This is a genomic window from Thioclava arctica (assembly GCF_040892615.1).
Classification (GTDB): Bacteria; Pseudomonadota; Alphaproteobacteria; order Rhodobacterales; family Rhodobacteraceae; genus Thioclava; species Thioclava arctica.
The window spans coordinates 55,648-70,487 of the sequence record NZ_JBFRYC010000002.1; the positions used below are offsets into that span (position 1 = coordinate 55,648).

General features: G+C 63.8%; 13 protein-coding genes. 11 read left to right on the top strand and 2 right to left on the bottom strand.

Annotated elements, in window-relative coordinates; genetic code table 11:
- Position 1: 1 nt before the first annotated feature.
- The 5 genes from gpt (at position 2) to trpE (ending at position 5,717) form a co-directional block, all read left to right on the top strand.
- Complete coding sequence (gene gpt / locus AB4874_RS03150) at positions 2-508, top strand: xanthine phosphoribosyltransferase (RefSeq protein WP_295532929.1); 507 nt, start codon at positions 2-4, stop codon at positions 506-508.
- A gap of 10 nt (positions 509-518) precedes the next feature.
- Positions 519-1,031, top strand: a complete 513-nt coding sequence (locus tag AB4874_RS03155; protein ID WP_368390900.1) for a DUF2127 domain-containing protein — start codon at positions 519-521, stop codon at positions 1,029-1,031.
- Positions 1,032-1,130: 99 nt separating this feature from the next.
- Complete coding sequence (locus AB4874_RS03160; RefSeq protein WP_368390901.1) at positions 1,131-2,315, top strand: aminotransferase; 1,185 nt, start codon at positions 1,131-1,133, stop codon at positions 2,313-2,315.
- A 34-nt stretch (positions 2,316-2,349) separates the two neighbouring features.
- Positions 2,350-4,194 (top strand): SurA N-terminal domain-containing protein, encoded by a 1,845-nt coding sequence (locus AB4874_RS03165; protein WP_295532932.1) that lies wholly within the window; start codon positions 2,350-2,352, stop codon positions 4,192-4,194.
- A gap of 11 nt (positions 4,195-4,205) precedes the next feature.
- The gene (gene trpE / locus AB4874_RS03170; RefSeq protein WP_368390902.1) at positions 4,206-5,717 is read left to right on the top strand and encodes an anthranilate synthase component I; all 1,512 of its coding nucleotides are present in this window, start codon (positions 4,206-4,208) and stop codon (positions 5,715-5,717) included.
- 46 nt (positions 5,718-5,763) lie between these two features.
- Here trpE and AB4874_RS03175 read toward each other — a convergent pair whose 3' ends face one another.
- A complete protein-coding gene (locus AB4874_RS03175) occupies positions 5,764-7,593 on the bottom strand; it encodes a divergent polysaccharide deacetylase family protein (protein ID WP_368390903.1) in 1,830 nt (609 codons plus the stop codon).
- Between the two features lie 192 nt (positions 7,594-7,785).
- Between AB4874_RS03175 and AB4874_RS03180 the strand changes: the two genes are divergently transcribed.
- The 6 genes from AB4874_RS03180 (at position 7,786) to lexA (ending at position 12,639) form a co-directional block, all read left to right on the top strand.
- Positions 7,786-8,379 (top strand): anthranilate synthase component II, encoded by a 594-nt coding sequence (locus AB4874_RS03180; protein ID WP_368390904.1) that lies wholly within the window; start codon positions 7,786-7,788, stop codon positions 8,377-8,379.
- A complete protein-coding gene (gene trpD, locus AB4874_RS03185) occupies positions 8,376-9,398 on the top strand; it encodes an anthranilate phosphoribosyltransferase (protein WP_295532936.1) in 1,023 nt (340 codons plus the stop codon). The genes AB4874_RS03180 and trpD overlap by 4 nt, the downstream gene beginning before the upstream one ends.
- Complete coding sequence (trpC, locus tag AB4874_RS03190) at positions 9,395-10,192, top strand: indole-3-glycerol phosphate synthase TrpC (RefSeq protein ID WP_368390905.1); 798 nt, start codon at positions 9,395-9,397, stop codon at positions 10,190-10,192. Before trpD ends, trpC begins: the two co-directional genes overlap by 4 nt.
- A complete protein-coding gene (gene moaC / locus AB4874_RS03195; RefSeq protein ID WP_295532938.1) occupies positions 10,189-10,659 on the top strand; it encodes a cyclic pyranopterin monophosphate synthase MoaC in 471 nt (156 codons plus the stop codon). Before trpC ends, moaC begins: the two co-directional genes overlap by 4 nt.
- Positions 10,660-10,662: 3 nt before the next feature.
- Positions 10,663-11,847, top strand: coding sequence for a molybdopterin molybdotransferase MoeA (locus AB4874_RS03200; protein ID WP_368390906.1), 1,185 nt, complete (start codon positions 10,663-10,665; stop codon positions 11,845-11,847).
- Between the two features lie 90 nt (positions 11,848-11,937).
- Complete coding sequence (gene lexA / locus AB4874_RS03205; RefSeq protein WP_368390907.1) at positions 11,938-12,639, top strand: transcriptional repressor LexA; 702 nt, start codon at positions 11,938-11,940, stop codon at positions 12,637-12,639.
- A gap of 105 nt (positions 12,640-12,744) precedes the next feature.
- Here lexA and AB4874_RS03210 read toward each other — a convergent pair whose 3' ends face one another.
- Positions 12,745-14,817 (bottom strand): ComEC/Rec2 family competence protein, encoded by a 2,073-nt coding sequence (locus AB4874_RS03210; protein ID WP_368390908.1) that lies wholly within the window; start codon positions 14,815-14,817, stop codon positions 12,745-12,747.
- Positions 14,818-14,840: the final 23 nt, after the last annotated feature.

A 14,840-nucleotide genomic window follows, 5' to 3' on the forward strand; every position in this document is an offset into this window, starting at 1 on the left:
GATGCCCGACTTGCTGCCCCATGAAAAAGGTTTCCATGTCAGCTGGGATCAGCTGCATCGCGACGCCCGCGCTCTGGCGTGGCGGCTGGATGGTAAAGGGCCCGACAGTGGCAGCTGGCGCGGTGTGCTGGGGATCACGCGGGGCGGTCTGGTGCCCGCCGCGATCGTCGCGCGCGAGCTCGACATCCGGATGGTCGATACGATCTCGGTGAAAAGCTATAATCACCAAGAACAACGCGCCCCCGAGGTCATCAAACCCGCGCAAGACTCGTTTCTGCACGATGGCGGCGAAGGCATTCTGATCGTCGATGATCTGGTGGATACCGGCAAAACGCTGCAACTGGTGCGCGATCTGTTCCCCAAGGCGCATTTCGCGACCTGCTACGCCAAACCCCAAGGCGAGCCGCTGGTCGATACCTTCATCACCGAGGTCAGCCAGGACACCTGGATCTTCTTCCCCTGGGACATGGCGCTGCAATACGTTCAGCCCTATCGCGGCACGGATTGAGCCCCAATAAATGCGCCTGACAGACCCCAACACCCGCCTTGGGCGGTTTCTGCACTGGTTGTTTGAGATCAGTCTCGTGCTCAAGGGGCTGTTCGCGGCGGCTGAAACGCTGTCGGGGCTGGCGCTGCTGGGCATGCCCGGCAACGCGGTGCTGCGACTGGCGCAATGGCTGACCCATCGAGAATTGACCGAAGACCCCCATGACGCGATTGCTGCGGCGCTGCTCAACGCAGCCCAGCATTTCTCGATCGAAACGCAAAGTTTTTATGGTTTTTACTTCACCAGTCACGGCGCGTTGAAACTGGTCGTGGTGGTCTTGCTGATGCGCGGCGTGCTTTGGGCCTATCCGGGCGCGGTTGCGCTATTGACCGCCTTTGTGGTCTATCAAATGTATCTCTGGAGCCTGCATCATGCGATCTCGATGCTGTTGCTGACGGCGCTTGATCTGGTGGTGATCGCGTTGACGGTGCGCGAATGGTATGTGCGTCACGGCTTTGCGATCCGCCACTCATCGCAGAAATAACCGTTTCATCTGGCCAAAAATACTCCCGCCGGAGGCATCCGCGACTTGCCAATCCCGCCGCCCTCTGGTGATCTCGCGCGATCAGCCAAAGGACACCCGATGCCCCACCCGCTCAATCCCGCAATTGCCGCCACCTTTGCCCCCCCGGTGATGGAGGCGCGGCGCTGGCTGGACGGGGTGCACTTCCCCCCCGAGCGCCCCTTGATCAATGTTAGCCAAGCCGCGCCGCTCGATCTGCCCCCCGAAGGATTGCGCCAAGCGATTGCGCAGGCCGCGCTGCATGACCCGCAAGCGCATCTGTATGGCCCTGTTCTGGGTCTGCCCGAATTGCGCGCCGAGATTGCAGCGCAATGGGTGCCCCATTATGGCGGCACCATCGCGCCTGAACAGGTCGCGATCACGCAGGGCTGCAATCAGGCGTTTTGCGCCGCGATTGCCACGCTGGCAGGGGCGGGTGATGAGGTGATCTTGCCCACGCCATGGTATTTCAATCACAAGATGTGGCTTGATATGTCCGGCGTAAAGACCGTGCCGCTTGTCCCCGGCGCGGGACTGCTGCCGGACCCGGACGAGGCGGCCGCCAAAATCACGCCGCGCACCCGCGCAATTGTTCTGGTCAGCCCGAACAATCCGGGCGGAGCGGAATATCCCGCCGATCTGATCCGCGCTTTCGCGGAACTGGCGCGCCGTCATTCCATCGCGCTGATTGTGGATGAAACCTATCGCGATTTTGACAGCCGCGAGGGCGCACCCCATGATCTGTTCACCAATCCCGATTGGTCGGATTATTTCATCCAGCTCTACAGCTTTTCCAAGGCCTACCGCCTAACCGGTCATCGCGTGGGTGCGATCGTCGCCAGCGAGGCACGCCTCGCCGAGGTTGAAAAATTCCTCGATACGGTCGCGATCTGCCCCAATCAGCTTGGCCAGATGGCCGCGCTTTGGGGGATGCGCAATCTTGGGGACTGGCTGGCAGGCGAGCGTCGCGAAATCCTCGCACGCCGCACCGCGATGGCGCAGGGGCTTGAGGCCCTTGAGGGGTGGGAGTTGCTCGGCTGTGGCGCCTATTTCGCCTATGCCACCCATCCCGACCCGCGCCCTTCGCCCGAATATGCCCGCGCGCTGGTGCGCGAGGCGGGGGTCTTGATGCTGCCGGGCACCATGTTCATGCCCCAAGGCAGCGCCCAAGCCACCCGCCAAATGCGCATCGCATTTGCCAATATCGACACCCCTGCCATCACGGAATTGATGGCACGCCTTGCAGCCCTGCAGCCAAAGCCCTAAACACCGCCAAAAGAGCGTCCGAGGAGGAAAGCCCATGAAGCTGCGCAGTCACGGCAAGAGCGTGGTCGTCTGGATCTTGCTGGCAATGCTAGTGCTGGGGCTTGGGGGCTTTGGCCTGCGCTCCTTTTCGGGCAATGTGAAATCTGTGGGCACCGTGGGTGAGACGCAGATTCCGGTCAGCGAATACGCCCGCGCGCTGCGCCAAGAGATGCAAAGCCGCTCGCAGCAATTGGGCCAAACCGTCACGATGGCACAGATGCAATCGACGGGGCTGGATCAGCAAGTGCTGAGCCGCCTTATCGGCGAGGCGAGCCTTGGCGAAGCGGCACGCCGTCTGGGCGTTTCGGTCGGGGACGCCGAGTTGCAAAAGCAAATCTTGGATGTGCAGGCCTTCCACAATGCCAGCGGCAAATTTGATCGCGAGACCTATAAATTCGCATTGCGCCAGCAGGGCTACAGCGAGCCGCAATTCGAAACCCAACTGCGCGGCGACCTGTCCCGTTCGATCATCCAAAGTGTGGTGGGTGGCGGCGTGAAAGCCCCCGAAGCGGTGACGGATGCCTACACCCAATTCGTGTCTGAAAAGCGTGGTTTTACTTGGGCCGAAATCACCGAGGCCGATCTGGCAACCCCAGTGGCCAAACCCACCGATGCGCAACTTCAGGCCTATTACAAAGACCACATCGCTGATTTCACCGCACCCGAAACGCGCGACATCACCTATGCGTGGCTGACGCCCGAGATGCTCAAGGACAAGGTCAAAATCGACGATGCGACCCTAAAGCAAGAGTATGACTCGCGCATCTCCGAGTTCAAGCAACCCGAAAAGCGGCTGGTCGAGCGGCTGGTCTATCCCGATATGAAATCGGCCGAGGCCGCCAAGGCGAAGCTCGATGCCGGCAAGGCAAGCTTTGCCGATCTGGCCAAAGAGCGCGGATTGACCCTGCAAGATGCCGATCTGGGCGATGTCAGCCAAGACGAACTGGGCAAGGCGGGGGCTGCGGTCTTCGCGCTCAAATCCCCCGGCGTGGTTGGCCCGATTGACACCGATCTAGGCCCCGCGCTGCTATCGATGAATGGCATTATCGCGGCGCAACAGACCTCGTTTGCTGATGCGCGTGAAGAGCTCGCCGGAGAGGCCGAGACCGAAAAAGCCCGCCGCGATATTTCGCAGGAAACCGAAAGCCTGTCGGACAAGCTGGCCGGAGGGGCCACGTTGGAAGACATGGCCAAGGAAACCGATATGGAGCTGGGCAAGATTGCCTTCACCGCCGACAGCAAAGACGGCATTGCGGGCTATGACGAGTTCCGCAAAACGGCGCTGGCCGTGACCAAGGAAGACTTCCCCGATCTGGCGAATCTATCAGATGGCGGCGTCTTTGCGCTGCGTCTTGATGACATCGTGCCCCCGACGCCGATCCCCTTTGACAAGGTGCGCGACAAGGTGGCCGCCGCTTGGCATGCCGATCAGGCAGTGACGGCCCAAGAAGCGCGCGCCAAAGCAGTTCTGGACGAGATCGCTGGCGGCAAAACGCTGGGCGCGACGGGGCTGCTCACCACCGTGGTGCCTAGCATTGCGCGCGGTGGCTTCTCCGATGATCTGCCCCCCGCCGTGATCGGCAAGGTTTTCGCCACCGATCCGGGCAAGGCCGCGCAGGTCAGCGCCAATGGCAAGGTTTATGTGATCGTCACCGACAAGATCATCAAAGCCGATATGACCGATGCTGACGCCAAGCTGATTTCCGGCCAGATTGCCCAGCAGCTTTCGCAGTCGCTGGCCAATGACTTGCTCAATTTCTACGCAACTGCGGTTGAGAGCGAGTCGGGCTTCACGCTTGACAGCCAGGCCGTGACAGCCGTGCAGTCGCAGATCCAATAAGGAGGCCGCAGGTGGTCGCTCTTTCGCCGTCCTTCGAGGAATTCGAGGCCCGCTGGGCCAAGGGGCAAAACCAGCTGGTTTATGCGCGCCTTGCGGCGGATCTGGACACGCCGGTCTCGCTGATGCTGAAATTGGCCGAGGCGCAGCCCAATTCCTTCATGCTGGAATCGGTGACGGGCGGCGAGGTGCGCGGGCGCTATTCGATCATCGGCATGAAGCCCGATGTGATCTGGGAATGTCGCGGCACGCAGGCACGCATCAACCGTGCCGCGCGCTTTGACGAGGCGTGGGAAGACCTGCCCGGCCATCCCTTTGAATCCCTGCGCGCCCTGATTGCCGAAAGCCGCATCGAGATGCCCGAGGGGCTCCCGGCCGCCGCTGCCGGTCTGTTTGGCTATCTGGGCTATGACACGATCCGGCTGGTTGAGAACTTGCCCAATGTGAACCCCGATCCCATCGGCGTGCCCGATGCAATGTTGCTGCGCCCGTCCGTCGTGGCGGTGCTCGATGGGGTGAAGGGGGATGTGATCTTGTGCGCGCCTGCGTTCCAATCCTCGGGTCTGTCGGCGCGCGCGGCTTATGCGCAAGCCGCCGAGCGGGTGTCGGATGCGCTGCGCGATCTGGATCGCTCCCCCACCGAAGGGCGCAATCTGGGCGAAATGCGTCAGGTCGGCGAGATGCGCTCGAACTTCACCCAGCAGGGCTATATGGAGGCGGTCGAGCGCGCCAAGGATTACATCCGCGCGGGCGACATCTTTCAGGTCGTGCCCGCGCAACGCTGGGCCGCCGATTTCCCGCTGCCGCCCTTTGCGCTGTATCGCAGCTTGCGGCGTACCAACCCCTCGCCTTTCATGTTCTTTCTCAACTTCGGTGGCTTCCAGATCGTCGGCGCCAGCCCGGAGATCCTCGTGCGGTTGCGCGAGGGTGAGGTCACGATCCGCCCGATCGCCGGCACCCGCCCGCGCGGCGCGACCCCGGCCGAGGACAAGGCGCTGGAAGAAGATCTGCTGGCGGACAAGAAAGAACTGGCCGAGCATTTGATGCTGCTTGATCTCGGGCGCAACGATGTGGGGCGCGTCGCCAAAATCGGCACCGTGCACCCGACCGAGAAATTCATCATCGAGCGTTATTCCCACGTCATGCATATCGTTTCCAACGTCGTGGGCGAGCTGGCTGATGGGCAGGACGCGCTCTCGGCGCTGCTGGCCGGTCTGCCTGCGGGCACCGTTTCGGGCGCGCCGAAAGTGCGCGCGATGGAGATCATCGACGAGCTGGAGCCCGAAAAGCGCGGCATCTATGGCGGGGCCGTGGGCTATTTCGCCGCCAATGGCGAGATGGACATGTGCATCGCGCTGCGCACCGCGCTGGTGAAGGATGAGACGCTGTATATTCAAGCCGGGGGCGGTGTTGTCTATGACAGCGACCCGCTTGCCGAGTATCAGGAAAGCGTGCACAAATCCAACGCCCTGCGCCGCGCCGCCGAAGATGCGGGCCTGTTCGTACAATCGCGCTCTAACAGCTAAGCGGCCGGGTCTTACGCGGCCTTTCCCGTTGTACGGGCGCGGTAGCTCAATTGCCCGCCGCAGCACCTTGCGTGTTTTGCAGCGCCACTGCCGACACCGGGGCAAGATCGTATTTCGTCCCCGCGTCGGGGGCCCATTGTGTCAGCGCGCTCACCGTTTCAGGCCAAGCCGACAGCATCACAACGATCTGCCCATTGCGATCTGCCTCAAACCCGGCACGCGACAGCATCCGCTCGACCACCGGGGCTTTTTCGCGCGCGCCATCCAGCACCCGCCAGATTTTCGCGCGCGGCAAATCCACCGTAGACGCGATCTGATCGGCGGAATCAAAGCCACGGTTCTGCGTGACCAGCCCCAGCCCCTCGCGCCCCAATGTCGACACCATCTGGCGCGCCAGATTGCGCGTGTTCTGGAAGACGGGCTTGGGGCGTTCAACTACAGCCACGGCTTCGGGGATCACTTGGCGCCATGCCTCCAGCGCGACCTCAAGGTCTTCGGGCGTGGCATCGGGGGGCAAATCTGCCGCCAAGATCGCGACCTCATGCCCTGCCGCGCGCAACGCCTGCGCATCCTCGGCCGCGTTCGGGCGGGTGGGATCAATCGCGATGGTGACGGGGAAATCAAGCGCGGCGATGGTGGCGGCATCAAGTCCGCCGGCCTCGATTCCCGGATCAATCAATACCACCGAATACAGCGCCTTGGCGTCGTCATGAACGAAGGGCAACGCGTAACGTTCAATCGGCGGGAGATCGGTATTATCGGCAGCGGGCGCTTGATCTGCGCCAGGGCCGCCATCCGCTTCGGGCGCGTCGGCGGGGGGCGTATCTGCGCCGGGCGCGCCGATTTGGGGCAAACGATCCACGATGACATTGGGCGCAGAGCGAAAGCCCTCAACGGGCTGGCCCGGCAGGCGCTGCGGCTCTGAGCCAAGGGTGATGACGCGCGGCTTGGCTGGCGGCATGTCGGGCATGGCTTGCCCGTCAGCATCGGGCTGAGGCACCTCTGCGGGCGCCATATCGGGTTGCGCGTTTGGCTGCGGCGCGGGTTGCAATTCTGGCTGCGGCATGTCCGCCGCGGCGATTTTCGGCAAATCGGGCAAGGCAGGCGCGGGGGCTTCACCTGACGGGGCCAGTGCTTCACTGGATGGGGCCGCCGCGCTGTCGGGCAGCGCGGTGATGCCAGCGCCGCTTGGTCTGCCAAGCCCCTGCACATCGGGTAGCGGGGGCAAATCCGCCATCTGCTGATCCGGTGTCGCCGATCCCGCATCCGTTCCTTGCGCCGGTTCGGGGCTGCTCGGCGCGGGGCTGGAGGCGGTTTGCGTGCCAGACCCTGCCGGAGCGCCTTGCGGCGCAGCCGGGGCCACGCTCGCCGCCGGTGGCGGCGTCATGGCAGGAGGCGCGTCAGGCATCGTAACCTTGGCCTCGGGTTCGGGGCGCGCCTCACTTGCACCCAGAACCGGGGTTCGCACCTCACCAGGCGGGGGCACGGGAATCGGCTGTTCTGGCGCCGGCGCTTGGACTAGCGCCTGCGAGGCCTCTCCCGCTTGGGGCTGAGGCGTGGGGGCCAACGCATCGGTCACCGGGCGCGTGCCCGGATCGCTGGCCGCGATCTGTGCGCCGACCTGATCGCTATTGGATTGGCTGACAGGCGCGCGCGGTGTCGCACTGGGCGCACTTAGCGGCGCACCTGCGGGATTGGGCATATTGGGCACCTGATCCGAGCGACCGCGCGCGAAATCCGACCCCGCGGGCACATCAACAGGACCGACGGCAGGCGGAGTGGATCGCGGCAATGGGGCCATGATCGAGGCCGTGCCCAGAACCAGCACGCTCACCCCGGTTCCCAGCGCCGCCCCTTTGAGCACCGATCGCATCATCTGCCTGCCTCCACTGCCCGCGCGCGTCGTTTTACGCGCGCATCCTTTTGCACGAGGCCTTGACCCTACCCCGTCGCTAATTGCATCTATAGCCCGACCCGATCCCCGGTTCACCCCTCTTTTGCTGCAAGGCGCAAATTTGCCTGCAACTTTCAGGGCCAGACGGGGGACCCCAAAACGCGAGGCCCGGCCATGCTGCTGCTCATCGATAATTATGACAGCTTCACCTATAATCTGGTGCATTATTTCGGTGAATTGGGCGCAGATGTGCAGGTCTGGCGCAACGATGCGCTGGATGTGAGTCAAGCGATGGGCATGGGGGCTGAAGCAATCGTGTTGTCGCCCGGGCCCTGCGACCCTTCGGCGGCGGGGATTTGTCTGCCGCTGACGCTGGCTGCGGCCGAGGCTGACCTGCCGCTATTGGGGGTATGCCTTGGGCATCAGACCATCGGGCAGGCCTTTGGTGGCAAGGTCGTGCGCCACAGCGAGATCGTGCATGGCAAGATGGGCGAGATCCTGCATCAGGGCAAAGGCGTGTTCGCTGGCCTGCCCTCGCCGCTGCATGCGACGCGCTATCATTCGCTGGTGGTCGAACGCGAGAGTCTGCCTGAATGCCTGGAAATCACCGCCGAGTTGGCCGATGGCACGATCATGGGGCTGCGCCACCGCGAAAAACGCATCGAGGGCGTGCAGTTTCACCCCGAATCCATCGCCTCCGAACATGGCCATGCCATGCTGAAGAATTTCCTGACAGAGGCAGGCGTTAGCTTGAAGGTGCCCGCATGAGCGACGCAATGAAACCGCTGATCTTTGCGGCTTCCGAAGGTCCGCTGAGCCGTGCGCAGGCCGAATCCGCGTTTGAAATCCTGTTCAACGGCGAGGCCACCCCCGCCCAGATCGCCGGTCTGTTGATGGCGATGCGGGCGCGCGGCGAAAGTGTATCGGAATACGCCGCCGCCGCCGCCGCGATGCGCGCCAAATGCGTGCCCATCACCGCGCCCGAAGGTGCGATCGACATCGTGGGCACGGGCGGCGACGGAATGCACACGCTCAACATCTCGACCGCCGCCGCCTTTGTCGTGGCTGGTGCGGGTGTTCCGGTGGCAAAACACGGCAACCGCGCGGCCAGCTCGAAATCGGGCACGGCGGATGTGCAGGGTGAGCTGGGTATCGACGTGATGGCAGGCCCCGCAGCGACCGAGCGTGGTCTGGCCGAGGCGGGGATCGGCTTCATGATGGCGCAGATCCATCACCCCGCGATGAAACATGTGATGCCGGTGCGCCTTGAACTGGGCTGCAAGACGATCTTCAACATCCTCGGGCCGCTGACCAACCCCGCAGGCGTCAAGCGCCAGTTGACCGGGGCTTTCGCGCCCGATCTGATCTGGCCGATGGCCGAGACGTTACAGATGCTGGGCTCTGAAAAGGCGTGGCTCGTGCATGGCTCGGACGGCACCGATGAAATCACCATCACCGGCGTGACAGACGTGGCCGCGCTGGAAAATGGCAAGGTGCGCGGGATGCAGATTCATCCCGAAGATGCGGGCCTGCCGGTGCATCCGTTCCGCGATATTCTGGGCGGCACGCCGGCCGAGAACGCGACGGCTTTGCGCGCGCTGCTGGACGGGGAGCCTTCGGCCTATCGCGACGCAGTCATCCTGAATGCCGCCGCCGCGCTGGTGGTGGCTGACAAGGTGAGCGATCTGAAATCAGGCGCAGAAATGGCCGCTGAAAGCATCGATTCCGGGCGTGCAAAGACCGCGCTGGAAACGCTGGCCCGGATCACGCAAGAGGTCCGCGCATGAGCACGATCCTCGACAAGATCAAGGCCTACAAGCTTGAGGAAATCGCCGCTGCCAAAGCCGCGCGCCCGCTTGCCGACATCGAGGCCGAAGCACGCGCCCAAGGCTCCACGCGCGGCTTTGCCAAAGCGCTCAGCGCCAAGGCCGCCACCGGCTACGGGCTGATCGCAGAAATCAAGAAAGCTTCGCCCTCCAAGGGCTTGATCCGCCCCGATTTCGACCCACCCGCACTGGCGAAAGCCTATGAAGCAGGCGGCGCGGCCTGCCTGTCGGTGTTGACCGATACGCCCTCGTTCCAAGGCGCGCCGGAGTTTCTGAAAGCGGCCCGCGCCGCCTGTGCCCTGCCCGCTTTGCGCAAGGATTTCCTCTATGACACCTACCAAGTTGCCGAGGCGCGCGCTTGGGGGGCTGATTGCATCTTGATCATCATGGCCTCTGTCGAGGATGCGCTGGCGGTCGAGCTGGAAGATGCCGCAATGGGTTGGGGCATGGATGTGTTGATCGAGGTGCATGACGCCGAAGAACTGGAGCGCGCCCTTAAGCACCTGAAATCGCCGCTGCTGGGCGTCAATAACCGCAATCTCAAGACCTTCGAGGTCACGCTGGACGTCACCCGCCAACTCGCCCCCGAAATCCTGTCCGCCGGGCGCGATCTGGTTTGCGAAAGCGGCATTTTTACCCGCGAAGACCTCGCCGCGATGGCTGAGGTCGGCGCGCGCCGCTTCCTGATCGGCGAAAGCCTGATGCGCCAAGACGATGTGGCCGCGGCCACCGCCAACTTGTTGGAGGTCGCATGAGCCTGAGCCATTTCGACGAGGCCGGGCAGGCCCATATGGTTGATGTCTCCGACAAGGAGGTGACCGACCGCATCGCCGTGGCTGAGGGCTGCGTGAAGATGCGCCCTGAAACCCTTGATTACGTTCTCAAAGGCAGCGCGAAAAAGGGCGACGTGCTGGGGATTGCGCGGATCGCAGGGATCATGGCGGCCAAGAAAACCGCCGATCTGATCCCGCTGTGTCATCCGCTGCCGATCACCAAGGTCACGCTGGAATTGACCCCGGATACGGACTTGCCCGGCGTGCGCATCACCGCCACGGTCAAGACCTCGGGGCAGACCGGCGTCGAGATGGAGGCGCTAAGCGCGGTGTCGGTCGCGGCGCTGACCGTCTATGACATGCTCAAGGCGGTGGAAAAGTCGATGACCATTGAAGGCATCCGCGTGGTGCTCAAAGATGGTGGTAAATCCGGACGATACGAGGCGTAGCATATGCTGTCAGTCGAAGAGGCGCTGGAGAAAGTTCTGGCATTGGTCGCCACGCTGGGGTGCGAAACCGTGGCGCTGCGTGACGCGCGTGGCCGGGTGATGGCCGCGCCCGCACAGGCGCAGCTGACCCAACCGCCGTTTTCGGCCTCGGCAATGGATGGCTACTGGATTGCCGCCGCCGATCATCGCCCCGGCGCGCGCCTGCGGGTCGAGGGCGAAGCCGCCGCCGGGCGCAGCTATCAGGGGCCGCTGGCCCCCGGTCAGGCCGTGCGCATCTTCACCGGTGCGCCGGTGCCCGGCCCCGATGGCGTCGTCGTGCTGCAGGAACATGTTATCCGCGAGGATGACACGATCACGCTGGCGCAAGACCTTGAAAGCCATGGCAATATCCGCCCCGAGGGGCAAGACTTCAAACGCGGCGACAGCTTTCACCCGAAGCGCCCGCTGAGTGCGCGCGATCTGGGACTGCTGGCCTCGATGAACGTCTCCGAGCTGAGCGTCTATCGCCGCCCCGAAGTCGCGGTGATTGCGACCGGCGATGAACTGGTGATGCCCGGCGAAACGCCTGGCCCTGATCAGATCATCTGCTCCAACAGCTTCATCGTCACTGCCTTGGCCGAGTCTGCCGGCGCGCGCGTGCGTCTGTTGCCGATTGCGCGCGATGATCGCGAGTCTTTGCGCGCGGTGTTTGATCTCGCCAAGGGCGCCGATCTGGTGGTGACCTCGGGCGGGGCCTCGGTTGGCGCGCATGATCTGGTGGGCGAGGTCGCGGGCGAACTGGGGCTGGAGCGCGCCTTCTGGAAGATCGCGATGCGTCCGGGCAAGCCGCTGATGGCAGGCAAGATGGGCGATGCTGCGATGCTGGGCCTGCCGGGAAACCCGGTCTCGGCCACCGTTTGCGCCGAGCTGTTCCTGCGCCCGATGCTGGCAAAATTGCAGGGGCTCGACCCTGCCCCGCGTATCGAGCCTGCCGAGCTGGCCACCGATGTTGCCCCCACCGGCGCGCGCACCCATTACATGCGCGCCACGCTGAGCCCCGGTGACCCGCTGCCCCGCGTGACGCCATTCGCGGCCCAAGACTCCGCCCTTCTTGGTGTGCTGGCGACGGCGGATTGCTTGCTTATCCGTCCGAAGGATGATGTGGCGCGCCGTGCCGGTGCGCGGGTCAATATCTTGCGACTCGATTAAGCGCGACAGCTAGAACACGTTGACACGGGGCGCGACCGGGGCTAGAACATAACCTGAACGCTTGCCGAGGGCCATGTCAAAGAGGTGAACATGCTGACGCGTAAACAGTTGGAATTGCTTGAATTCATTCAAAAGCGGATGAACCGCGACGGGGTTCCGCCTTCGTTCGATGAGATGAAAGATGCGCTGGATCTGCGCTCCAAATCCGGCATTCATCGCTTGATTACGGCGCTTGAGGAACGTGGCTTTATCCGGCGTTTGGCACATCGCGCGCGCGCGATTGAAATCGTGAAACTGCCCGATGTGTTAGAGAAAAAGCTCGGCGCACCGTCTGGGTTTAGACCCAAGGTGATTGAGGGCGACAAGGTCGATCCTCCGCGTAATGCGATGCCTGTCGAGGCGGTGCATGCGCTGGAATTGCCCGTCATGGGCCGCATTGCAGCCGGTGTCCCGATTGAGGCGATCTCAGAAGTCTCCCATCACGTGGCCGTGCCCGGCGCGATGGTGTCCGGGCGTGGCGAGCATTACGCACTGGAAGTCAAAGGCGATTCGATGATCGAGGCCGGGATCAACGATGGCGACATCGTCGTGATCCGCGAAACCGGAACGGCAGAGAATGGCGATATCGTCGTGGCGCTCGTGGACAGCCATGAGGCGACGCTCAAGCGGTTTTATCGCCGCAACGGGATGATCGCGTTGGAGGCCGCCAACCCGGCCTATGAGACGCGGTTGTTGCGCGACGATCAGGTCAAGGTTCAAGGGCGGCTTGTCGGGCTGATCCGGAGTTACTGATACGCATCGGCACAGGGTTTAGGGGCGTCCTGTCGGGCGCCCTTTTTGTATGCTCCGCGCCCGGACTGCGCGGTCGGATCATGAGTATTTATGGCTAGATGAAACCTAGCGGCTCCACAATCGGGGGCCGGGGCGCGCTTGGGCCATCACTTCGCCTTGGCCATCCAATGCGATTGCCCCCGTTTTGCGCAACCGAGTTTGATCCCATAGGTCACAGCCTTTCGGCGCGGATTTCACGCGCGCGTTGATCACGATCAGCGCATTATCGCGACAGGCTGTGTCGAGATTCGAGAGCGCACTTTTGCCACTTAGATGGATCAGTTTTCGCCCGGCGAAACGTGCCTCTCGCGCGCTATTAGGGCCGCTGAAAGCGGCTCTTTTGGCCCCGAGCGCAGCAGTCGCGGAATCGCCGTCGGCCTCCAGCCAGCGCGCGCCGACAAATTTGGCCGCAGGTTTGGAGAGCGCGCGGCCTTGCGAGGTCATCAACCCGACCAGTTCGCCCTCGGGTGCAATTAAAAGCGCGGGTTGGGCTTGGGGGGCGCGCAGCCATAAAACGCCGCTGAGCGCGATGAGAAGGATGGCCAAGCTGCGCCCTGCCCCGCGCATTAAGACCGCCCCGAGCGCCCCCAAACACAGCAACGGGATCACCCATGGCCCGGGCTGCGTGACGGGAACCACCGCGCCCTCAATCGTCGCGAAATAATCGGCCACCGCAAGAATCCAGCGCGTGCCAAGCCCCATCACCCAAAGGGCAGGTGCCGAGAGCCCGATAAGCGACAGGATCGCCGCAATGACACCTGCGGGCATCACCACCATGCCCATTGCTGGCACCGCCAGAAGGTTGGCGAAGACGCCATATTCCGACAAGCGGTGGAATTGTGCGGCCACGATGGGCGCGGTGGCGGCCCCTGCGATCACCGAGGTCGCAATCAGCATTGCCAGCGGGCGCAGCAAGCGGGGAATGTGGCGCGCCACACGGGCCCATGGGCCCAGCGCGACAATCAGCGCGGTGGTGGCAGCAAATGACATCTGAAACCCGGGAGCGATCAGGCTTTCGGGGTGCCAGATCAGCAGCACCGTGGCCGCCAGCGCGACCCTGCGCAGGCTGAGCGCGCGCCGATCAATCAACACCGCCAGCAGCATCACCGTCACCATGATCCAGGCGCGTTGGGTCGACACGGCAGCACCGGACAGCCACAAATATCCGGTGGCGGCGAGCAGCGCGACGATAGCGGCGATCTTTTTGACTGGCCAGACCAGCGCGCGATTGCCCCAAAGCGCCAGCCCATAGCGCACCAGCGCAAAGACGAACCCCGCCAACAGCCCCATATGCAGCCCTGAAATCGCGATCAGATGCGCGAGGTTGGAACGCCGCATCGCCTCGCGCGTGGCCTCACTCAGACCCGAGCGATCCCCCGTCAGCAGTGCCGCGGCAATCGCGCCCGGCTGGCCGGGAATACGCGCTTGAATCGCTTGCGATAACGCACGGCGGGCGCGATGCGCGCTAAGGCCAAGATCGCTGCGCTCAGGCGGAGCCGCGCGCAGAACTGGCACGCTGGTATAGCCAATTGCGCCCAGCCCGTTAAACCACGCAGCGCGGCGAAAATCATAGGCACCCGGCGCGGCAGGCGGCGGCGGGGGCATCAGATGGGCGGTGGTCATCACGAAACTGCCGGGCGGGGGCACATCACTGTCGCCCATATCGCCCAGCGCGATGCGCACGCGCTTGGGCAGGGTGCGCGCGTCGATGCGCACCTGATCGAGCGTGATGCGCAGCTTGTCCGAGGCGGCACGATCGATCCCGATCACGCGCCCCTCGACGGGGCCGTAATAGCGATAGCTTAGAACCGGGGCCGCGACCGCATGCGCGCGCGCCCCCGCCAGCAAGAACCCCGCGCAGGCCAGGGCAATGATTGCTGCACCAAAGCGCACCCAGTCTGCCCCGCGCAGCCAAAGCCAACTGGCCATTATTCCGACAATCGCCGCCATCGCGTAGCTTGGTGTTCCGGGCTCGGATCGGGCGGCGAAATAGGCACCGATGCCCAGCGACAGCGCCACGGGAACCCATAAGAAAAGCCGCGCACGAGCCCGCGTCAGCGCAAGCGCCGGGTCCGCCAATCCGCCAAGCAGAACACGCCCCAGCGCCCCGAGCAAACGCCCCGCGCGTGGCCGCGTCATCGCCCCCTCACGGGGGCTCGATC